This is a genomic window from Massilia sp. Masssp94 (assembly GCF_059491305.1).
On the sequence record NZ_CP168501.1, the window covers coordinates 3,753,617 to 3,773,980 of the forward strand.

A 20,364-nucleotide genomic window follows, 5' to 3' on the forward strand; every position below is an offset into this window, starting at 1 on the left:
ACCGATCATAAATGGGACGCTGATTCATTCAGTATGCACGTAAGCTTAGCGAAAAGAACAAGCCGCATTGCCTGATAAACGTCGGGTATGGCGGCTTTTTCTTTTCGCGGCCAGCGGGCTGCGATGTGGACAGCGCAGTGAGCCATCGGACTTTAGTCGTTTAGGTCGTCGGCGACGACGATTAGCCGAGGTGCCGCAGTGAGCGATTGAGCGACTACTGTATGAAAACACAGTATAGCGTAAATCGGCGATGAATGCCCGGATGTTTTACGGGTTTTATCGAATCGCCGCGGCAGTTCGGCTGGTGCCGGATTCATTGACGCAAACATAGCGTTTGCGCCGATGAATAATTCGCCCGACCAAGCAGACCGGGTTGGACGGGTTCAAACCATGTAGCGTAATTTCTCATCGCAGAGAAGGAGAACAGAAAATGGCAACCGCCGCGAAAAAACCAGCAGCAAAGCCGGCTGCAAAAGCCGCCACCAAACCGGCCGCAAAGGCAGCAGCAGATAAACCCGCAACCAAAACCGTAGCCGCTAAAGCCGCTGCGAAGCCGGCTGCAAAGAAAGCCGCAGCAACCAAAGCTCCGGCTAAATCGGCAGCAACCAAAACCGCCGCCAAGTCGACCGCCGCCGCCAAACCGGCAGCAAAGAAAGCCGCAGCAACCAAGACCGCCGCCGCTAAACCGGCAGCAAAGAAAGCCGCTGCAACCAAGACCGCAGCAACCAAGTCGACCGCTACCAAGTCGGCTGCAACCAAGACCGCCGCCAAGTCGACCTCCGCCGCCAAGCCGGCAGCGAAGAAGACTGCAGCCAAGTCGACCGCGACCAAAGCCGCCGCCAAGCCGGCAGCGAAGAAGGCCGCGGCCAAGCCGACCGCGACCAAAGCCGCCGCCAAACCGGCTGCGAAGAAGACTGCAGCCAAGTCGACCGCCGCCGCTAAACCGGCTGCAAAGAAGACCGCCGCCAAGTCGACCGCCGCCGCTAAACCGGCTGCCAGGAAGACTGCTGCCAAGTCGGCTGCTGCTGCCAAACCGGCTGCCAAGAAAGCAGCAGGCAAGACCGCTGCCAAGTCGACCGCTGCCGCCAAACCGGCTGCCAAGAAAGCAGCAGGCAAGACCGCCGCCAAGTCGACCGCTGCCGCTAAACCGGCTGCGAAGAAGACCGCTGCCAAGTCGACTGCCGCCAAGTCGACCGCTGCCGCCAAACCGGCTGCCAAGAAAGCAGCAGGCAAGACTGCCGCCAAGTCGACCGCCGCCGCTAAACCGGCTGCGAAGAAGACCGCTGCCAAGTCGACCGCTGCCAAGTCGACCGCTGCCAAGTCGACCGCTGCCGCCAAGCCGGCTGCAACCAAGGCCGCCGCCAAGTCGACGACCGCCGCCAAGCCGGCTGCAAAGAAGACTGCAGCGACCAAGACCGCAGCGACCAAGACCGCAGCGACCAAGACCGCAGCCACCAAGGCCGCCGCTCCCGCCGCCAAAAGCGAAGCCAAGCCGGCAGTGAAGAAGGCCGCCGCCAAGCCGGCCGCCAAGGCTGAAGCGAAGCCGGAAGCTGCTGCTGCCGCGAAGAAGCCGGCCGCCAAGAAGGCCGCCAGCAAGACCGCAGCCAAGGCTGAAGCCAAGCCGGAAGCCAAGGCCGAGTCGAAAGCTGAAACCAAGGCCGACACCAAGGCCGAGACGAAAGCCGAAGCCAAGACCGACGGCAAGGACAGCGGCGCCGCTGCAGCCCCGGCACCGGCCGCCAAGTCGGTGATCGCACCGGCAGCATGGCCGTTCCCGACCAGCAGCCGTCCGTAAGCCATTCCTGCCTGGTTCAGGCAAAATACCGCTGTGTGAGCTTTCACACAGCGGTTTTTTTTTCAAGGAGTCCTTGTGCTGCCCATTCTTAAATTGATCGTCGATACCGCGGCCGGTGTGCTGGGTGGCGTCTTGCTGCTGCGTTTCTGGATGCAGGTGACCCGCGTGCGTCCGCCGGCGTCCGTCGCGCAATTTACGTTCACGTTGTCCGACTGGCTCGTGCGCCCGCTGCGCCGCATCGTGCCGGGCATGGGTGGTTACGACTGGGCCAGCCTGCTGGGCGCGTTCCTCGTCGTGCTGGCGGCATCGTCGATCCTGCTGTTGGCAGGGACGAGCGGCCAGGCCGTCGTGCTGATTGCCGTGGTCCGCCTGCTCGACTGGATCCTGTACGGCTTCATGGGCCTGTTGATCATCGAGGTGATCTTCAGCTGGGTCAATCCGCATGCGCCGCTGGCGCCGTTCGTCCACGCGCTCAACGACCCGCTGCTGCGCCCGCTGCGCCGCGTGATCCCGCCGGTCGGCGGCCTCGATCTGTCGGTGCTCGTGGCATTCATCCTGATCCAGATCGCGCAATATCTGCTGCGCCAGGTGTTTTACATCTGACGCGTGGGCTCGGGGAGCCCACGATCGTCGCCGCGGAAAAGAACAAGCGCGCCGGTCCCGCGAGGGACGGCGCGCTTTTCATTGGCCCGACGCTTTAGAAGCGGTAGCCGAAGGCCGCTTCGAACTTGTCGGCGATCTCCTGCTGCGTGAAGCTGTGGTTCTGGCCGCCCTGGTGGGCGATCTTGATGGAACCCAGCAGGCTCGCCAGGCGGCCCGTCGTGGGCCAGTCGAGGTCATTGGCGATGCCGAACAGCAGGCCGGCGCGGTAGGCGTCGCCGCAGCCCGTCGGATCGACGACGCCGGCCGCCGGCACGGCCGGGATCTTGTGGTGCTCGCCGCCGGCGTAGATGTCCGAACCGGCTTCCCCGCGCGTGACGATGAGCGCGTCCAGGCGCGCGGCGATGTCCTGCAGGGGCAGGCCCGTGCGGTCCATCACCATCTCGAATTCGTAGTCGTTGCAGGCGAGGTAGCTGGCCTGGCCGATGAACGTCAGCAGCTCGTCGCCGCTGAACATCGGCAGCTGCTGGCCCGGGTCGAAGATGAACGGCACGCCCCGTTCCGCGCAGTCGCGCGCGTGCTTGATCATGCCGTCGCGGCCGTCCGGCGCGACGATCGCGACGCGCAGCGGCAGGTAGTCGGCCAGGTTGTTCTCGTGCGAGAACTGCATCGCGCCCGGGTGGAAGGCGTTGATCTGGTTGCCGTCCAGGTCGGCCGTGACGAAGCACTGGGCCGTGTACGCGTTCTCGATGGTGCGGATCGCGTTGGTGGCGAGGCCCTGCTGCTCCATGCGGTCGAGGTAGTCGCCGCCGTCCTGGCCGATGGTGCCCATGATGAGCGGCTCGCCGCCCAGCAGCTTCAGGTTGTAGGCGATGTTGACGGCGCAGCCGCCGTATTCCGTGCGCAGCGTGGGCACGAGGAACGAGACGTTCACGCGGTGCAGCTGGTCGGCCAGCAGGGTTTCGCCGAAACGGCCGTGGTATTGCATGATCTTGTCGAAGGCGATCGAGCCGCAGATCAGCGAGGTCTTGGTCATTGGAAGCCTCAAGGATAGAAAACGAAAGTGTGATAACCGGACGGCTGCAGGCCGTCCAGCGTGAAATGGAGCGTGACCGGCTGTTCCGAGTGCGGGCCGAAACCGTTCGCCGGCGGCGTGCCGCGCGGCAGATAGTCGGCGGGCGCCAGCACCCGGCGCAGCACCGGCTTGTCGCCGGCGTCGGTCAGCTCGAGTTCGATGCTGGGCCAGGCCAGCACGAGGTTGCCCTGGTTGCGCAGCAGCGTATTCAATGCGTACGTATTCGGTCCCAGCGTCGTCAGTTCACCCGTCTCGATGACGAGGTTCTCGGCCTGCGCGGGCAGCTCCACGCGGCAGCCCAGGACGGCGCACGCGCCCGCCAGGGCCGGCTTCAGGCCCGGATGCTGCGCGGCCAGCGTGTTGCGGAAGCCCAGCACCGCCTGGGCCAGCAGCAGGAGCAGCAGCACGACGGCGCCCGCGGCCATCAGCATGCGCTGCGTGCGGCCCATGCGTTCCTGGCGGCGGCTGCGCTTGACGAATTCGGGCTCGTCGGCGTCGGCGTCGAGCGCGAGGCGCAGCTTCGGCGGTTCGATCTTCGTCGGCGTCAACCTGGAGCGGCGTGCGCGCGCGTCGGACGCACGCGCCGCCTTGCTGCGCGCCGGTTTCACCACGGGCGGGATCATCGCCGGTGCCGGCGCGGGCGGTTCGCTCGCGGCCGATGCGCGCAGCGGCAGGAAGGGCGGGGCGTCGGATGCCGGCGCGGGCGCGGGCGGTTCCGGTGCGGGCTCGGGCTGCGGTTCAGGCTGCGGTTCGGGCGATGCCGCGACCGGCTCCGGCTCCGGTTCGTAATCCGGCAGCGGCTGGGCGACGATTTCCTCGGTCACCGGCAGGTCGAAACCCGGTTCGATGCGGTCGGCGGGCGCGTAGGCGCTCGCTGGCGGCGGTTCGGCGACGGTGTCTTCGGCGGGCTCCGGCTCGGGCTCCGGTTCGGTCTCGGGCACCGCGTGGACGACCGGTTCCAGTTGCGGTTCGACGCGGTCCGCGGGGGCGTAGTCCGCCGCAACCGGCGCCGCTTCCTGCGCTTCCTCGGCCTCGGGCGCGCGCCGCCACACCTGCGCGCGCGCGGGCTCGGGCACGTCGTCGGCAGGCTTCGGCAGGATGCCGAGCGGATCGAAGGTGTGGTCGAAGTCGAGGGTGTAGACGGGCAGCGCGTCGTCTTCCTGGACGGGCGCCGGCGCTGCCGGCTTGTCCAGGTCGATCAGGTGGGCGTTGCCGTCAAAGATGCGCTGGCAAGACCCGCAGCGGACGATGCCGCCGCGGAGCTTGAGTTGGTCCGCGGCGACGCGGAACGTGGTGTGGCAATGCGGGCACTGGGTGGCGAGCGCCATGCCTTATTTGCTGCCGTCGGTGGCACGTGCCCCAGGTGCATTTTCTGCGCCGAGCTGCCCGTGAAGAGCGACCCAGCCGTCCTGCTCGGCCCAGACGCCCAGCTTGATGAAAGGTGCGTACGCGGCGGCCACTTCCTCGGCCTGGCGCGCCAGCACGCCCGACAGGATCAGCGAACCGCCGTCGGCCACGCGGCTTGAGAGCATCGGCGCCATCAGCTTCAATGGGCTCGACAGGATGTTCGCGACGACGATGTCGAAACGTTCGTTGCCGTGCCTTGATGCGACGAAGTCGTCCGGCACGTGGAAATCGATCTCGCAGCGGTTGCGTTCCGCGTTCAGCCTGGCGGATTCGATGGCCTGCTCGTCGATGTCGACGCCGGTGACGCCAGCCGCGCCGAGCTTCTTCGCGACCATCGCGAGGATGCCCGAGCCGCAGCCGTAGTCCAGCACCGATTTGCCGGGCGCCGGGTGGGCTTCCAGCCATTCCATGCACAGGCGCGTGGTCGGATGGCTGCCCGTGCCGAATGCGAGGCCCGGGTCGACTTCGAGGATCAGCGCGTCGGGATCCGGGGCTTCGTGCCAGCTCGGCACGACCCAGATGTTCTTGCCGATGTGGATCGGCTCGAACTGCGATTGCGTGAGGCGTACCCAGTCGGCGTCCGCGACGGGACGCGTCGTGAATGCAGGCGCCTGCCGCAGGCCGATGGCCGCCGCAGCCTCGGCCACGATCGCGGCCTGGTCGGCATCCTCGTCCGTCAGCGCGACGACGCGGCTGTGATCCCAGGCGGCTTCCTTCGGCACCATGCCCGGTTCGCCGAACAGGGGCTTCTCGTCTTCCGTGCCTTCGTCCGCGTCTTCCACCGAGACCGACAGCGCGCCCACTTCCATCAGGGCGTCGGACAGCCCCTCGGCGTGCTCGCGTGCGATCTCGATTATGACTTCCGTCCAGCTCATTGATCAGCCTTTGCGTCTGCGACCTCGGCTTTGGCGCCGATCGCGCCATCCTTCGGCAGGTCCGGCTTGTGGGCCAGCTTCTGCTCCAGGTAGTGGATGTTGGTGCCGCCTTCGATGAAGCGGGCGTCGACCATCAGTTCGCGGTGCAGCGGGATGTTGGTCAGGATACCCTCGACGACCATTTCCGACAACGCGATCTGCATGCGGCGGATCGCCTGGTCGCGCGTGGCGCCGTAGGCGATGACCTTGCCGATCATCGAATCGTAGTGCGGCGGCACGTAATAGCCGGCGTACGAATGCGAATCGACGCGGATGCCGGGGCCGCCCGGCGGGTGCCAGCCCGTGATGCGGCCCGGCGACGGGGTGAACTTGAACGGGTCTTCCGCGTTGATGCGGCACTCGATCGCGTGGCCCGACAGCATGATGTCGCGCTGGCGGAAGCGCAGGCGCTCGCCGCAGGCGATGCGGATCTGCTCCTGCACGATGTCGATGCCGGTGATCATTTCGGTGACCGGGTGTTCGACCTGCACGCGGGTGTTCATCTCGATGAAGTAGAACTCGCCGTTCTCGTACAGGAATTCGAACGTGCCGGCGCCGCGGTAGCCGATCTTGCGGCAGGCTTCGGCGCAGCGGTCGCCGATCTTCTCGATCAGCTTGCGCGGGATGCCCGGTGCCGGCGCTTCCTCGATGACCTTCTGGTGGCGGCGCTGCATGGAGCAGTCGCGCTCGCCCAGCCAGACGGCCTGCTTGTGTTCGTCGGCGAGGATCTGGATTTCCACGTGGCGCGGATTCTCCAGGTATTTCTCCATATAGACTTCCGGATTGCCGAACGCGGTGCCGGCTTCCGTCTTGGTCATCGCGACGGCGTTCAGCAGCGCGGCTTCCGTGTGCACGACGCGCATGCCGCGGCCGCCACCGCCGCCGGCGGCCTTGATGATGACCGGGTAGCCGACGCGGCGCGCGGTCTGGATGATCTCTTTCGGATCGTCGGGCAGGGCGCCGTCCGAACCGGGCACGCACGGCACGCCGGCGCGGATCATCGCCTGCTTGGCCGAGACCTTGTCGCCCATCAGGCGGATCGATTCAGGGCGCGGGCCGATGAAGACGAAGCCCGATTTTTCGACGCGTTCGGCGAAGTCGGCGTTTTCCGACAGGAAGCCGTAGCCGGGGTGGATCGCTTCGGCGTCCGTGACTTCCGCCGCGCTGATGATCGCCGGCATGCTCAGGTAGCTTTGCGCGGACGGTGCCGGGCCGATACAAACGGACTCGTCGGCCAGCTTCACGTACTTGGCGTCCTTGTCCGCCTCGGAGTGCACGACAACCGTCTTGATGCCCATCTCGCGGCAGGCGCGCTGGATACGCAACGCGATTTCACCACGGTTGGCGATAAGAATTTTTTCAAACATGGTAAGTTCGGTGTTTCTTTGAGTGCCGGCAGCGTGCCGGGAGGGCGCGGTCGGACGACCGCGCCGGAGACGTTTAGCCGATCACGAACAGCGGCTGGCCGAATTCGACGGGCTGGCCGTTTTCCACCAGGATCTTGGTGACGGTGCCGGACAGGTCGGCATCGATTTCATTCAGGAGCTTCATCGCTTCGATGATGCACAGGGTATCGCCTTCCTTCACCGTAGCGCCCACTTCGACGAACGCCGGGGCGCCCGGTGCCGAGGAACGGTAGAACGTGCCGACCATCGGCGACTTGACGACGTGGCCGGTCGGTTCGGCCGGTGCGGCCGGGGCTGCTGCGGGCGCGGCTGCCGGTGCCTGGACGGCCGGTGCCGAGTATTGCTGGACGCCTTGCTGCGGCACCATGACCATCTGATTCTGCGGGATTGCCGACGACTTGACGATGCGGACCTTGCTTTCGCCTTCGGTCACTTCGAGTTCGGCGATATCCGACTCGGCGACGAGGTCGATCAGTGTCTTGAGTTTTCTTAGATCCATGTGAAACCCCTTGGAATTATTTGTTTAAGAGCATACGGCGCGTCGGCGGTAGGTACTTATGCGCGAATGCGTGAAGTTGACGTAGATTAACGTTGTTTCAGCGCGAAGTCGATGGCAAAGCGATATCCATCCGCTCCCAGCCCGCAGATCGTGCCCAGCGCGATCGCCGACAGGAAAGAGTGGTGCCGGAATTCCTCGCGCTTGTAAATATTAGAGATGTGCACTTCCACGAACGGAATGTCCACCCCGGCCAGCGCATCGCGCAGCGCCACGCTGGTATGGGTCAAACCGCCCGGGTTGATGACGATCGCGTCCACGCTTTCCTGGCGGGCGGCGTGAATGCGGTCGATCAGCGCGCCTTCATGGTTGCTTTGGAAACAGACGATCTCCGCCCCGGCTTCCCGTGCCTGGGCGGTGGCGGCCTGCTCGATGTCGGCCAGCGTCGTCGCGCCGTACACCGCAGGCTCACGTGTCCCCAACAAATTCAAATTAGGGCCATTGAGCAGCAGTAGCTTTTTCGCCATATTCAACCGTCTGTTTGCCCGAAAGACAGGCATTTTGCCGCCAACGTTACGTGTTGGCAAGCGATAAAAAGAAGTCGGAAAATAAGTGAACGACCGTTCGCTGGAACTACAACTTGGCCAGGTCGGCGCGCACCTGATCGAACTTCAGACGGCCCAGGTAAGTCTTGCGGACCTGCCCATCTGCGCCGATCAGCACCGTAAATGGCAGCCCGCCGTTCGCGTTGCCGAGGCCGCGCGCGAGGTCGGTGCCACCCATGCCGCCTACGTACAATGGGTAGGAAATCTTGATTTTGCGGGCAAACTCGGCGAGGTTCGTGGGGGAATCGATGCCGATGCCGATCACATTGAAGGTCTTGCCGCTGTCCTTGGCCGCCAGTTCCGACAATTCCGGCATCTCCGACACGCACGGTGCGCACCACGACGCCCAGAAGTTGACGAGCAGCGGCTTGCCCTTCCACCGGGCGAGCGGCTGCGGCTTGCCGGCCAGGTCGTTCAGCGAGGTCGCATACAGATTCGTCACCGCCGTGTGCGGCCTTCCGTCCGTGGGTGTATAGGTCGTCGTCAGCGGACCCTTGGCATCCTGCTTCACGCCGGCGATGGCACCGAGAACCGTAAAGGCGGCGGCCAGGATCACATAACCGGCCAGGTGTTTCTTATTCATCGTGTTCGAGAGAGTCGTTGTTCGTCAGGGTGCGGAGCGTGGCAGTATCGGCGCGCTGCAGGCTGCCGTCCGCGCGGGTTTTCAGCGCACCGCGTAAATCGTTCATATCATAAAGCTCGGCGTGCACCATTTCCTTATGCCACATGAAGCTTACCGTTTCTACCGGATCGTAGCGTCCCCCTTTGAAGTGGGGAGTTTCCGAAATCTCGATATTGACATTGCGATTCAACAGCCAGATTTCGACTTCCTTGGCGCTGTCGGCAAATAATTGCAGGTGGATGTCGTCATGTTCGCCCGCCGTTCCGTTCAAGACCGCACCGGTAATATACGGACGGAACTCGGCCAATTGGTCCATCACTTCCAGCGCCGTACTGCGCATGTGTTGCAGGCGCGCGGCCTGGGCCGGGCCGTGGAACAATGCCTGGTAGCGGCGCACCTCGTCTTCGACTTGCAGATTATCCGGCAGGTAATTAGGAGAAGGGCGATCGACGCCGAGCACCTGGCGCGCCGCCTTCGTCTTGGCCGTCGAGTAATCGGCCCCATCCTGGGCGATCATGCGGGCGGCCGTCGCGGCGATGCGTGCGCGCACCTGTTGGAGGTCGTCGTTTGAATTGGGCATCATGTCCGAGATCATACTCTTGAAAGGAAAATGGCATCGCGTCGGGTAGAATCGCGTATTCGCCATTACAGAGATCCCTTCGGCACGTCATGCACATCCATATCCTCGGCATCTGCGGCACCTTCATGGGCGGCCTCGCGGTGCTGGCCAAAGAGGCCGGCCACCGCGTCACCGGGTGCGACGCCAACGTCTACCCTCCGATGAGCACCCAGCTCGAAGCCCAGGGCATCGAGCTGATCCAAGGTTACGGGCCCGAACAGGTGAGCCTGAACCCGGACCTGTACGTCGTTGGCAACGTGATGACGCGCGGTAATCCGCTCGTCGAGGAGATCCTGAACCGCGGCTTGCCGTACGTATCTGGCCCGCAATGGATCGGCGACCACATTCTCCGTAATAAATGGGTGCTCGCTGTCGCGGGCACGCACGGCAAGACGACGACGACGTCGATGCTGGCGTGGATCCTGGAAGACGCCGGCTATTCGCCGGGATTCCTGATCGGCGGCGTGCCGCTGAACTTCGGCGTGTCGGCGCGCCTGTCCGGCGAGACCGAGTCCGACTTCTTCGTGATCGAGGCGGACGAGTACGACACGGCCTTCTTCGACAAGCGTTCGAAGTTCGTGCACTACCACGCCAAGACCGCCGTGCTGAACAACCTCGAATACGATCACGCCGACATCTTCCCCGATATCGGCGCCATCGAGACCCAATTCCACCACCTCGTGCGCACCGTGCCCGGCGTCGGGCGCATCGTCGTGAACGGCGACGAAGCGTCGCTGGCGCGCGTGCTGAAGCGCGGCTGCTGGAGCGAGAAGGAAAGTTTCGGCTCGGCCGAAGGCGTGGACTGGAGCCTCGTCGAACATCCGGGCGGTTCCAGCTTCGACGTGTTCTTCAAGGGCGACAAGCAGGGCACCGTCCACTGGGACCTGACCGGCCACCACAACCGCAGCAACGCCATGGCCGCCATCGCGGCCGCGCGCCACGTGGGCGTGCCGCCCGCGCAGGCGATCGAGTCGCTGGCCCGCTTCCAGAATGTCAAGCGGCGCATGGAAGTGCGCGGCGTCGTCAACGGCGTGACGGTGTACGACGACTTCGCGCACCATCCGACGGCGATCGCGACGACCGTCGGCGGCCTGCGCCAGAAGATCGGTACAAGTGGCCGCATCCTGGCCGTGCTGGAACCCCGCTCGAACACGATGAAGCTGGGCGCGATGAAGGATGCGCTGCCGGGCAGCCTGAAGGATGCGGACCTCGTGTTCGGCTTCGGCAGCCCGCAGGCGCTGGGCTGGTCGCTGGCCGACGCCTTGAAACCGCTGGGCGCCAACGCGCACAGCTTCGACCAGCTCGACTACATGGTGCAGGCGATCGTCCAGGCCGCGCAGCCGGGCGACCACATCCTCGTGATGAGCAACGGCGGCTTCGGCGGCGTGCACCAGAAGCTGCTGGAGGCGATGGCGGCATGAGCGGGACAGCAGGCTTTTCCGCAGGCGCCCGCGAGGGCGCGCGCGTCCACCTCCTCTATCTGCACGGCTTCCGCTCGTCCCCGCGCTCGTTCAAGGCGCGCGTGGTACAGCAGCGGATGGAAGCGGCCGGCCGCGCCGGCAACCTGATCTGCCCGCAACTGCCGGCCTCGCCGAAGGCCGCCATGGACCTCGTCCTCACGCTGGTCGAACGCTATTCGGGCAATCTCGCGATCATCGGTTCGTCGCTGGGCGGCTTCTACGCCACCTGGCTGGCGGAACGCTTCGGCTGCCGCGCCGCGCTGATCAATCCGGCCGTCGATCCCTTGAAAGACCTCGATAAACACGTCGGCATCACGACCGAATGGCATACGGGCGAGCCGTTCGAATTCAAGCGCGACTACATCGACGAACTGGCCGCATTGAAGGTCGGCGCCATCACCCGGCCGGCGCGCTATTTCCTGCTGGCCGCCACGGGCGACGAGGTGTTGGACTACCGCGACATGGTTGCGCATTACGCGGGCGCGCACCAGCACGTCATCCAGGGCAGCGACCACGCGGTGTCGGAATTCGAGCAGTATGTCGATGAGGTGCTGGCTTTCTGCCTGACGGATAATCCAGACGAAGGCGACGCCGGATCGGACCATCGTCAGTGAGGCCCGCGTCGCTGCGCCGGGCCCGCTGGCTGGCGCATCCGGACGGTACGGGCGCGCCGGCCGTCATGCGCGACTGGCTGACGACGCCGGGTTCGCTGACGGCGCGCCTGATCGCGCACAGCCGGCATTTCCGGGTACAGAAACTGCGCCAGGCGGGCAATGTCTGCCTGGCGGACGAGGCCGACGCGATCGGCCTGGCGCGGCCCCGGCGCGTGTGGGAACGCGAAGTGCTGCTGCGCTGCGACGGGCAACCGGTCGTGTACGGCCACACCGTCGTGCCGATGAGCGCGAGCGCGAGCGACTGGCCCCTGTTTTCGGCGCTGGGCGAACGTTCGCTCGGCACCACGCTGTTTTACGATCCTCGGGTCACGCGCGGGCCGCTCGAATTCGCGCGGCTGCGTCCCGGCCATCCGCTGGTGGCGCGCGTGCATGCTGCGCTCGGCCGGAACGGGCCGGCGCGCGACACTTATTTTGCGCGACGCTGCGTGTACCGCCGCCGCCAGGGACTGCTGCTGGTCACCGAGGTCTTCCTGCCCGAGGTGCTCGATCTCGAGGCGACCGCATTTAATATGAATACGAATACAAAATGAACTTATTTTTCGAAGAGTCCGGCGATTTCAAGGTCGGCACCGTGCTGTCGCAGGCGGGCGAGGCCTACCAGGTCGAAATGCCGAGCGGGAAGCGTACGAAGGTCAAGGCGCGCGACGTGATGCTGCAGTTCGACAAGCCGGACCCCGCGACCTTGCTGGAACAGGCGAAGGCCGTCGCGGCGGACGTCGATCTGGAATTCCTGTGGGAAGTCGCGGGCCAGGAAGAATTCGGATTCGCGGAACTGGGCGCCGAGTACTTCGGCCACGCGCCGCTGCCGTTCGAAGCGGCCGGCCTCGTGCTGGCGCTGCACGGCGCGCCGATCTATTTCTACAAGAAGGGCCGCGGCCGCTACAAGGCGGCGCCGGAACAATCGCTGCGCGCGGCGCTGGCCGGCATCGAAAAGAAGAAACAGCAGGCCATCGTCCAGGCCGCGTATGTCGAGGAACTGAAGGCCGGCACGCTGCCGCAGGCGATGCAGCCGCTCGTCCAGCAACTGCTGTTCAAGCCGGACAAGAACAGCATCGAATACAAGGCGCTCGAAACGGCGGCCGACGAGCTGCAGACGACGGCGCCGCGCCTGATGCTGTCCACGGGCGGCATCGCGTCGGCGAAAGAGCTGCACATGGGCCGCTTCCTGTTCGAACACTTCCCGCGCGGCGCCGGCTTCCCGCCCGTCGCCGTGCCGACCCCGCCCGCCGACCTGCCGCTGGCGAACGTGGCCGCGTTCTCGATCGACGATGTGACGACCACCGAGATCGATGACGCGTTCTCCGTCGAAAAGCTGGATGACGGCACCGTCCGCGTGGGCATCCACATCGCGGCGCCGGGCCTGGGCATCCGTCCGGACGACGCCATCGACAAGATCGCCCGCGCGCGCATGTCGACCGTGTATATGCCGGGCGACAAGATCACGATGCTGCCGGACGACGTCGTCGACGCCTACACGCTGGCCGAGGGCAACGACTGCCCGGCGCTGTCGCTGTATGCCGTGCTGGATCCGGCCACGTGGACCGTGCTCTCGACGACGACCCGCGCCGAGCGCGTGCCCATCAAGAACAACCTGCGTCACAACGACCTCGACGACGTCGTCAACGAGGAGACGCTGAACAACGGCGAAGGCGACTACCCGCACAAGATGGAACTGGGCCTGCTGTGGCAGTGGGCGCTGCAGCTGGAAGCGGGCCGCATGAAGAAGCGCGAAGCGTTCGGCCTGAAACCGGAACAGGCGAACCGCGTCGACTTCAATTTCTATGTCGAGGACGACGTCGTCACGATCGTGCGCCGCAAGCGCGGCGCGCCGCTGGACAAGATCGTGGCCGAGCTGATGATCTTCGCGAACAGCACGTGGGGCAAGCTGCTGCACGACTGCGGCGTGCCGGGCATCTACCGCTCGCAGGGTCCGGGCGCCGGCGGCTGGGCCGCCAAGATGCAGGTGCGCATGGTGACGCACGCGGCGCCGCACCAGGGCCTCGGCGTCGATCAATATGCGTGGTCGACGTCGCCGCTGCGCCGCTATACGGACCTCGTGAACCAGTGGCAGATCCTCGCGTGCGCCAGCAATGGCGTGACGGCGCCGCTCGTCGCCCCGTTCAAGCACCGCGATGCCACGCTGTTCTCGATCGTCTCCGCATTCGACGCCGCGTACTCCGCCTATAACGACTTCCAGCAGAACATGGAGCGTTACTGGTGCCTGCGCTGGCTGGCGCAGGAAAACGCCAGGCAGGTCGAGGCCGTCGTGCTGAAGGACGAGGTGTTGCGCCTCGTCGAGATCCCGCTCGTGATCCGCCTGCCGGGCATGCCGCAGGCGGCGCGCGGCGCGCAGGTTCGCCTGGACATCGTGCGCTGGGACGAGGTCGACCTGGCGCTGGAGGCGCGCCTGCTCGAAGTCGCGGCCGTGGCGCCCGAAGCGGCCGAGGAACTGGGCCTGGACGAGGAAGAAGACACGGGCGAGGCGGCGGCAGCGGAAGCGGCCGAGGCCGAAGGTGCCGTGGCCGTCACCGATCCGGAAACGCAGACCGACGTCACGGGCGAGCAGGCCGCATGATGTGTGACTGATACCGATCGTTGACACGTCGACAAGATCCTGTTGCGTTCGTGGTGACTTCAGCGGTCGGGTCTTTCCGCAAGGCTCGCAAATCGGCCGGCCTGCACGGTAGAATGGGGAGTTCCATGACCCCAACCGTCCCACCCCGCAGCGCGTGAACACCCTCCGACACAACCGCCCCCTGATGATCGCCATCACCTGCTCGGTGCTGGCGCACGCCTCCCTGCTGGCGGTCCGTTTCGCCGCGCCGGACGCGTTCCGGCTGCAGCCGGCCGATCCGGGCCTGGAGGTCATCCTGGTCAACGCGAAGCATGCGCGTGCCCCCGTCAAGGCGGACGCGCTGGCCCAGGCCAACCTGGACGGCGGCGGCAATGCCGATGCCGGCCGCGCCCAGTCGCCCCTGCCGGACCTGCGCAAGGTCGAGAATGGCGACAGTATCAAGGCCCTGCAACGCCGCATCGCGGAACTGGAACAACAGCAGAAAAGCGTGCTGACGAAGATGCGCCAGTCGCAGTTCAACAGCGCGCCCGTGGCCGAACAGACGAAGCCCGACCCCAGCCGCACGGGCGAGGACAACCTCGACTCCACCAAGGCGATCGCGCGCATGACGGCCGAGATCACCCAGCGCATCGCCGACGAGAACAAGCGCCCGAAAAAGACGTTCATCAGCCCCAGCACGCGCGAGGTCGGCTACGCCATGTACTACAAGGCGATGCAGAAGCGCGTGGAGGAGGTCGGCACCTTGAACTTCCCGCAGCAGAACGGCAAGAAGCTGTACGGCGAGCTGGTCGTCTACATCCCGATCTTCCAGGACGGCACGCTGTACGAAAAAGAAGGCGGACCGCGCATCGAACGCAGTTCCGGCAATCCGGCGCTGGACAAGGCCGCGCTGGCGATCGTCCGCCGCGCCGCGCCGTTCGGCAAATTCCCGGCCAATATGCGCTCGACCGACAAGGACGACCTCTGGATCGTCGTCACCCGCTTCAAATTCACCCGCGAAGAAAAACTGCAGGCCGAACTGCGCGGCGAAGGATAACAGGAGACTTCATGACGGATAAATATTGCGTGATCGGCAACCCGATCGCCCACAGCAAATCGCCGGACATCCACGCCGCGTTCGCGGCCGCGACCGGCCAGGACATCTCGTACGAGCGCTGCCTGGCGCCGCTCGACGGTTTTGCGGACACTGTCCGCGACCTCGTCGCGCAAGGCTACCGCGGCGCCAACGTGACGCTCCCGTTCAAGCTGGAAGCGGCCGCGCTGGCCACCCGGCTGGAAGCGCGGGCGCGCCTGGCCGGTGCCGTCAACACCTTGCGCTTCGAAAATGGCGAGATCGTCGGCGACAACACGGACGGTCCGGGCCTCGTCGCGGACATCGTCAGGAACGCCGGCGTGCCGCTCACCGGCAAGCGCGTCCTGCTGCTGGGCGCGGGCGGCGCGGCGCGCGGCGTCATCCTGCCGTTCTTGAACGAGAAGCCGGAAGCGATCGTGATCGCCAACCGCACGCGCGCGACGGCCGATGCGCTCGTGTCCCACTTTGCCGATCACGTGGCTTACCCGGGGCAGATCAGCGCCTGCGGGTTTGCCGACATCGAGGGTGCGTTCGACGTCGTCGTCAACGCGACGTCGGCCAGCCTGTCGGCCGACCTGCCGCCGGTGCCCGCGTCGGCCTTCCGCGCGGGGACGCTGGCGCTGGACATGATGTACGGGAAGGAGCCGACGCCGTTCATGGCGTTCGCGGCCTTCCACGGCGCGACCGTGCGCGATGGCCTCGGCATGCTGGTCGAGCAGGCGGCGGAAGCGTTCTTGACCTGGCGCGGTGTGCGGCCGGAGACGTCGGCCCTGCTGGCCCGCATGCGCGCATCATGAGCGGCATCGGCACGCTCAAGGCGGGCGCGCCCGCGCGCGCAAAAACCGGCGGGCGGCGCTGGCTGAAGTGGATCGTCCTCGGGCCGCTGCTGCTCGTCGTCCTGCTGCAGCTGTATTTCTTTGCGATGGTGTGCTGGTGGACGCAGTTCAACCCGTCGTCCACAAGCATGATGCGCCAGCAGTTGTCGGCGCTGCGCGAGCGGAATCCGAACGCGAAGGTGGAGCAGGTGTGGGTGCCGTACGCGCGCATCTCGAACAACCTCAAGCGCGCCGTGATCGCGTCCGAAGATTCCAATTTCGTCGACCACGACGGCGTCGACTGGGACGCGCTGGAAAAGGCGTACGAGCGCAACAACAAGAAGCACCGGGTCGTGGGCGGCGGCTCGACGATTACCCAGCAGCTGGCCAAGAATTTGTTCCTGTCCGGCTCGCGCAACTACCTGCGCAAGGGCCAGGAACTGGTCATCGCCTACATGCTGGAAGCGGTGATGGACAAGGAACGCATCCTCGAGATCTACCTGAACGTGGTCGAATTCGGCCGCGGCGTGTTCGGCGCCGAGGCTGCGGCGCGCCATTATTTCCGCATCCCGGCCGCGAACCTGAACGCCGCCCAGGCCGCCCGGCTGGCCGTGATGCTGCCGAACCCGCGCTACTACGACCGCCACCGCGACACCAACTACCTGGCACGCCGCACGGCCATCATCCAGCGCCGCATGAACGCAGCGGAATTGCCCTGAACCGGGGTCAGAGCCCGGATTTTGGCAATAACTCAAGAGCATGCTGAATCGGACAACGCATTGCCGACAAGTTTGCTCAGGATATTTCCAAAAATCGGGCTCTGACCCCGGTTTCATCTGCTTTAGGCTGGCCGCCCTCAGGGCTTACAGGTACACTTGCGCTGTTTCCGAATCCGGCCGAGAAAGCAGCGCATGATCAATGTATTTGTCCTACAAAATGGCCGACTGAACCAGATACCCATCGCGTCGCGCGCCGATCTGGAGAACGCGCCTGCCGTCTGGGTCGACCTCCTCGACCCGACCGACGAGGAGCGCGCCTGGGTCAAGTCGACCTATGACGTGATCCTGCCCGGCGAGGACGAAGTCCAGGACATCGAGGCGTCCGCGCGCTACTACGAAGCGGAAAACGGCGACCTGCACCTGCGCACCGACTTCCTGCGCGAGGAAGAGGACGGCCCGTCGCGCATCGTGACCGTCGCGTTCATCCTGGCCAAGAAGATCCTGTTCTCGGTCCACACGGACGACCTGCCCGTGTTCCGCCTCGTGCGCCTGCGCGCGCGCTCGCGGCCCGGGTCGATCGAGGACTACATGGACGTGCTGCTGGACCTGTACGCGACCGACGCCGAGTACTCGGCCGATGCGCTGGAAGGCATTTACGAGAGCCTGGAAGACGTCAGCCAGCGCGTGCTGCAGAAGGAATTCACCGACCAGGACGCGGCCTCCGCGCTGAATGCGATCGCCCACGAGGAAGACTTGAACGGCCGCATCCGCCGCAACATGATGGACACGCGCCGCGCCGTCAGCTTCCTGATGCGTGGCCGATTGCTGAACGCGGAACAGTTCGAGGAGGCGCGCCAGATCCTGCGCGACATCGAATCGCTCGACGGCCACACGTCATTCCTGTTCGACAAGATCAACTTCCTGATGGATGCCACCGTCGGCTTCATCAACATCAACCAGAACAAGATCATCAAGATCTTCTCGGTGGCCTCGGTCGCGTTCCTGCCGCCGACCTTGATCGCCAGCATCTACGGCATGAACTTCGAATTCCTGCCGGAACTGCACTGGCAGTTCGGCTACGGCTGGTCGCTGGGCCTGATGGTCGTCAGCGCGATCGCGCCGTTCCTGTACTTCCGCCACCGCGGCTGGTTGAAGTAATCCCCGACATGTTCCCGTGATCCCGTGCGCCGGCCCAGCCGGCAGCGCAGATATGCGTTCGTCTCATTGTCGTTGACTCATTAAATGAGAATCATTATCATTCGCGTTCAATATTAGATCCAGAACGGAGTGATTCGATGGCCATGCATGCGCGCGCCGCCCGGCGTATTCCACCCAACCGCCTCGCGGCCGCCGTCGCGCTTGCCTTGCCGCTGCTGGCCGAGGCCGCCGCCGATGATCCGGTCGACGCACCGGTCCAGCAGGTGCAGATCAGCGCCACGCGGCTCGGCGAAACGACCGAGGGGACCGGCTCGTACACGACGGGCAAGGACCGGACGGCCGTGCCGCTGACCCTGTCGCTGCGCGAGACGCCGCAATCCGTCACGGTGGTGACGCAGCAGCGCATCGAGGACCAGGGCCTGCTCACCGTGACGGACGTCGTCAACAACGTGACGGGCGTGTCCGTGAACCAGTACGAGACGAGCCGCGCCGGCTTCACCGCGCGCGGGTTCGACATCGACAACCTGCAGATCGACGGCGTGCCGACGACGTGGGAACAGTCGTGGAGCGCGGGCGAGGTGCTGGGCAGCCTGGCGCTGTACGACCGCGTCGACGTCGTGCGCGGCGCGACGGGGCTGATGACGGGCGCCGGCAACCCGTCCGCCGCCATCAACCTCGTGCGCAAGCATGCGACCGGCAAGACCCTGGCCGGCACGGTGGAAGCGGGCATCGGCCGCTGGAACCAGCGCCGCCTGCTGGGCGACGTGACGACGCCGCTGACGCGGGACGGCAGCGTACGTGCCCGCTTCGTCGGCGAGTACACGGATGGCGACAGCTGGGTGTCGCTGCTGTCGAACCGGAACAAGACCGCGTACGCGACGATCGACGCGGACCTGGGCCGCTCGACCCTGCTGCAGGTCGGGATCAGCCGCCAGGAAACGCAGGCGAACGGCCCGATGTGGGGCGGCCTGCCGTACTGGCATTCGGACGGGTCGAAGACGGACTGGGACGTCTCGAAGACGTCGGCCGCGGACTGGACCCGTTGGCCGACCTCGTACGACAGCGCCTTCGTCAACCTGGAACACGGTTTCGCCAACGGCTGGAAGGTCAGGGCCACCGCCAGCCGGGGCGACCGCCGGTCCGATTCCTACCTGCTGTACCTGTCGGGCGTGCCGGACCGCGCGACGGGCGAGGGCCTCGCCGCCTTCGCCGGCTCGTACGCGACCCGCACGAAGCAGGACAACGCCGGCCTGCACGCGAGCGGTCCGTTCGAACTCGCCGGCCGCACGCACGAAGTGGCGTTCGGCGTGCTGCACCAGAAGCAGACCTTCGTCTCCAACAGCCGCGCGGCCGATTTCGGCACGGGCGCCGGCGTGCCGGGCGTCGGCGACTTCAACGCGTGGACGGGGACCGCGTACCGGCAGCCCGCGTGGAGCGCGCCGACGTTCTACGAAAGCAGCGCGACGAAGCAGGCCGCGCTGTACGGCGTGGCGCGCTTCTCGCTCGCCGATCCGCTCACCCTGATCGTGGGCGCCCGCGTGACCGACTATGAAAAGTCGGGCCGCGGCCTGTACACGGCCGCGTACGACATCAGGCACGAGCGCGAAGTGACGCCGTACGCGGGCGTCGTCTACGACATCGACGGGACGTATTCCGTGTACGCGAGCTACACGGACATCTTCCAGCCGCAGAACCTGAAGGACATCGACGGCAACATGCTCGACCCGATCGTCGGCACGAGCTGCGAGGCGGGCGTGAAAGCCGAATTCCTCGACGGCCGCCTGAACGGGGCGTTCGCCGTGTTCCGCGCGAAGCAGAACAACCTGGGCCAGGAAGCGGGCCTCGTCGACCGCGACGGCAGCGGCCCGCTGGCGCCGGAGACGTATTACCGCGCGGCCGCCGGCGCGACGAGCGAGGGCATCGAGTTCGATGCGTCCGGCGAACTGGCGAAAGGCTGGAACGTGACGGCCGGCTACACGCAGTACCGCGCGAAGGATGCGGCCGGCGCGGACGTCAACAGCGTCTATCCGCGCCGCCTGTTCCGCGTCTTCACGACGTATCGCCTGCCGGATGCGTGGAGCGCGTTGAGTGTCGGCGGCGGCGTGAACTGGGAAGGCCGCACGTACACGGTCGACCCGGGCGCCCCCGCCGGCACGAATGGCCTGATCGAGCAGTCGCCGTTCAGCGTCGTCAACCTGATGGCCCGCTACGACATCACGCGGCAGCTGTCGGCCCAGCTGAACGTCAACAATGCGTTCGACCGCAAGCATTTCGGCATGTTCTCCGCGTACGGCGCGATCACGTACGCGGCCCCGCGCAGCACGACCCTGACGCTGAAGTACGCGTTCTGAC

At 65.7% G+C, this 20,364-nt stretch carries 19 protein-coding genes; 11 read left to right on the forward strand and 8 right to left on the reverse strand.

From position 1 onward, the window contains the following. Positions 1-430 precede the first annotated feature (430 nt). Positions 431-1,795: a transcriptional regulator gene (locus tag ACEN9G_RS16685; RefSeq protein ID WP_413343836.1), complete on the forward strand. Its 1,365-nt coding sequence runs from the start codon at positions 431-433 to the stop codon at positions 1,793-1,795. A gap of 75 nt (positions 1,796-1,870) precedes the next feature. Then, complete coding sequence (locus ACEN9G_RS16690) at positions 1,871-2,398, forward strand: YggT family protein (protein WP_229411988.1); 528 nt, start codon at positions 1,871-1,873, stop codon at positions 2,396-2,398. 94 nt (positions 2,399-2,492) lie between these two features. Here the strand turns inward: ACEN9G_RS16690 and ACEN9G_RS16695 are convergent, their stop codons facing one another. From ACEN9G_RS16695 to ACEN9G_RS16730, 8 genes are all read right to left on the reverse strand, one after another. Continuing rightward, positions 2,493-3,431, reverse strand: a complete 939-nt coding sequence (locus ACEN9G_RS16695) for a carbohydrate kinase family protein (protein WP_413343838.1) — start codon at positions 3,429-3,431, stop codon at positions 2,493-2,495. 8 nt (positions 3,432-3,439) lie between these two features. Further along, positions 3,440-4,798, reverse strand: a complete 1,359-nt coding sequence (locus ACEN9G_RS16700; RefSeq protein WP_483126771.1) for a DUF3426 domain-containing protein — start codon at positions 4,796-4,798, stop codon at positions 3,440-3,442. Between the two features lie 3 nt (positions 4,799-4,801). Then, positions 4,802-5,752 carry a 50S ribosomal protein L11 methyltransferase gene (gene prmA, locus ACEN9G_RS16705; RefSeq protein ID WP_413338109.1) on the reverse strand — a complete coding sequence of 317 codons (951 nt, stop codon included), beginning with the start codon at positions 5,750-5,752 and terminating at the stop codon, positions 4,802-4,804. After that, a complete protein-coding gene (gene accC / locus ACEN9G_RS16710; protein WP_413338107.1) occupies positions 5,749-7,158 on the reverse strand; it encodes an acetyl-CoA carboxylase biotin carboxylase subunit in 1,410 nt (469 codons plus the stop codon). The genes prmA and accC overlap by 4 nt, the downstream gene beginning before the upstream one ends. A 73-nt stretch (positions 7,159-7,231) precedes the next feature. Further along, a complete protein-coding gene (accB, locus tag ACEN9G_RS16715) occupies positions 7,232-7,696 on the reverse strand; it encodes an acetyl-CoA carboxylase biotin carboxyl carrier protein (RefSeq protein WP_056129930.1) in 465 nt (154 codons plus the stop codon). 86 nt (positions 7,697-7,782) lie between these two features. Next, positions 7,783-8,220, reverse strand: a complete 438-nt coding sequence (aroQ, locus tag ACEN9G_RS16720) for a type II 3-dehydroquinate dehydratase (protein ID WP_413338106.1) — start codon at positions 8,218-8,220, stop codon at positions 7,783-7,785. A 106-nt stretch (positions 8,221-8,326) separates the two neighbouring features. Continuing rightward, complete coding sequence (locus tag ACEN9G_RS16725) at positions 8,327-8,881, reverse strand: TlpA family protein disulfide reductase (RefSeq protein WP_413338105.1); 555 nt, start codon at positions 8,879-8,881, stop codon at positions 8,327-8,329. After that, the gene (locus ACEN9G_RS16730) at positions 8,874-9,503 is read right to left on the reverse strand and encodes a hypothetical protein (RefSeq protein ID WP_413338114.1); all 630 of its coding nucleotides are present in this window, start codon (positions 9,501-9,503) and stop codon (positions 8,874-8,876) included. Before ACEN9G_RS16730 ends, ACEN9G_RS16725 begins: the two co-directional genes overlap by 8 nt. A 122-nt stretch (positions 9,504-9,625) precedes the next feature. Between ACEN9G_RS16730 and mpl the strand changes: the two genes are divergently transcribed. The 9 genes from mpl to ACEN9G_RS16775 all read left to right on the forward strand — a co-directional run bounded on the left by mpl (position 9,626) and on the right by ACEN9G_RS16775 (position 20,363). Next, positions 9,626-10,960: a UDP-N-acetylmuramate:L-alanyl-gamma-D-glutamyl-meso-diaminopimelate ligase gene (gene mpl, locus ACEN9G_RS16735; protein WP_495605560.1), complete on the forward strand. Its 1,335-nt coding sequence runs from the start codon at positions 9,626-9,628 to the stop codon at positions 10,958-10,960. Next, complete coding sequence (locus tag ACEN9G_RS16740) at positions 10,957-11,613, forward strand: YqiA/YcfP family alpha/beta fold hydrolase (RefSeq protein ID WP_413338101.1); 657 nt, start codon at positions 10,957-10,959, stop codon at positions 11,611-11,613. Before mpl ends, ACEN9G_RS16740 begins: the two co-directional genes overlap by 4 nt. Beyond that, positions 11,610-12,203 carry a chorismate--pyruvate lyase family protein gene (locus ACEN9G_RS16745; protein WP_413338099.1) on the forward strand — a complete coding sequence of 198 codons (594 nt, stop codon included), beginning with the start codon at positions 11,610-11,612 and terminating at the stop codon, positions 12,201-12,203. The genes ACEN9G_RS16740 and ACEN9G_RS16745 overlap by 4 nt, the downstream gene beginning before the upstream one ends. After that, positions 12,200-14,248 carry a ribonuclease catalytic domain-containing protein gene (locus ACEN9G_RS16750; RefSeq protein WP_413338097.1) on the forward strand — a complete coding sequence of 683 codons (2,049 nt, stop codon included), beginning with the start codon at positions 12,200-12,202 and terminating at the stop codon, positions 14,246-14,248. Before ACEN9G_RS16745 ends, ACEN9G_RS16750 begins: the two co-directional genes overlap by 4 nt. A 184-nt stretch (positions 14,249-14,432) precedes the next feature. Continuing rightward, on the forward strand, positions 14,433-15,284 hold the full coding sequence (locus tag ACEN9G_RS16755; protein ID WP_413338113.1) for a TonB family protein: 852 nt from the start codon (positions 14,433-14,435) through the stop codon (positions 15,282-15,284). Between the two features lie 11 nt (positions 15,285-15,295). Then, a complete protein-coding gene (gene aroE, locus ACEN9G_RS16760) occupies positions 15,296-16,117 on the forward strand; it encodes a shikimate dehydrogenase (RefSeq protein ID WP_413338095.1) in 822 nt (273 codons plus the stop codon). After that, complete coding sequence (mtgA, locus tag ACEN9G_RS16765) at positions 16,114-16,854, forward strand: monofunctional biosynthetic peptidoglycan transglycosylase (RefSeq protein WP_413338093.1); 741 nt, start codon at positions 16,114-16,116, stop codon at positions 16,852-16,854. The genes aroE and mtgA overlap by 4 nt, the downstream gene beginning before the upstream one ends. Before the next feature lie 192 nt (positions 16,855-17,046). Next, positions 17,047-18,012 (forward strand): magnesium/cobalt transporter CorA, encoded by a 966-nt coding sequence (gene corA, locus ACEN9G_RS16770; protein ID WP_413338091.1) that lies wholly within the window; start codon positions 17,047-17,049, stop codon positions 18,010-18,012. 137 nt (positions 18,013-18,149) lie between these two features. Further along, entirely contained in the window at positions 18,150-20,363 is a 2,214-nt protein-coding gene (locus ACEN9G_RS16775) for a TonB-dependent siderophore receptor (protein ID WP_413338089.1), read from the forward strand. The last annotated feature ends 1 nt before the right edge of the window (position 20,364 follow it).

Coding starts and splice junctions, on each gene's coding strand:
- ACEN9G_RS16685 (WP_413343836.1), top strand. CDS start 431: ATGGCAACCGCCGCGAAAAAACCAGCAGCAAAGCCGGCTGCAAAAGCC.
- ACEN9G_RS16695 (WP_413343838.1), bottom strand. CDS start 3,431: ATGACCAAGACCTCGCTGATCTGCGGCTCGATCGCCTTCGACAAGATC.
- ACEN9G_RS16700 (WP_483126771.1), bottom strand. CDS start 4,798: ATGGCGCTCGCCACCCAGTGCCCGCATTGCCACACCACGTTCCGCGTC.
- prmA (WP_413338109.1), bottom strand. CDS start 5,752: ATGAGCTGGACGGAAGTCATAATCGAGATCGCACGCGAGCACGCCGAG.
- accC (WP_413338107.1), bottom strand. CDS start 7,158: ATGTTTGAAAAAATTCTTATCGCCAACCGTGGTGAAATCGCGTTGCGT.
- accB (WP_056129930.1), bottom strand. CDS start 7,696: ATGGATCTAAGAAAACTCAAGACACTGATCGACCTCGTCGCCGAGTCG.
- aroQ (WP_413338106.1), bottom strand. CDS start 8,220: ATGGCGAAAAAGCTACTGCTGCTCAATGGCCCTAATTTGAATTTGTTG.
- ACEN9G_RS16725 (WP_413338105.1), bottom strand. CDS start 8,881: ATGAATAAGAAACACCTGGCCGGTTATGTGATCCTGGCCGCCGCCTTT.
- ACEN9G_RS16730 (WP_413338114.1), bottom strand. CDS start 9,503: ATGATGCCCAATTCAAACGACGACCTCCAACAGGTGCGCGCACGCATC.
- mpl (WP_495605560.1), top strand. CDS start 9,626: ATGGGCGGCCTCGCGGTGCTGGCCAAAGAGGCCGGCCACCGCGTCACC.
- ACEN9G_RS16740 (WP_413338101.1), top strand. CDS start 10,957: ATGAGCGGGACAGCAGGCTTTTCCGCAGGCGCCCGCGAGGGCGCGCGC.
- ACEN9G_RS16750 (WP_413338097.1), top strand. CDS start 12,200: ATGAACTTATTTTTCGAAGAGTCCGGCGATTTCAAGGTCGGCACCGTG.
- ACEN9G_RS16755 (WP_413338113.1), top strand. CDS start 14,433: ATGATCGCCATCACCTGCTCGGTGCTGGCGCACGCCTCCCTGCTGGCG.
- aroE (WP_413338095.1), top strand. CDS start 15,296: ATGACGGATAAATATTGCGTGATCGGCAACCCGATCGCCCACAGCAAA.
- mtgA (WP_413338093.1), top strand. CDS start 16,114: ATGAGCGGCATCGGCACGCTCAAGGCGGGCGCGCCCGCGCGCGCAAAA.
- corA (WP_413338091.1), top strand. CDS start 17,047: ATGATCAATGTATTTGTCCTACAAAATGGCCGACTGAACCAGATACCC.
- ACEN9G_RS16775 (WP_413338089.1), top strand. CDS start 18,150: ATGGCCATGCATGCGCGCGCCGCCCGGCGTATTCCACCCAACCGCCTC.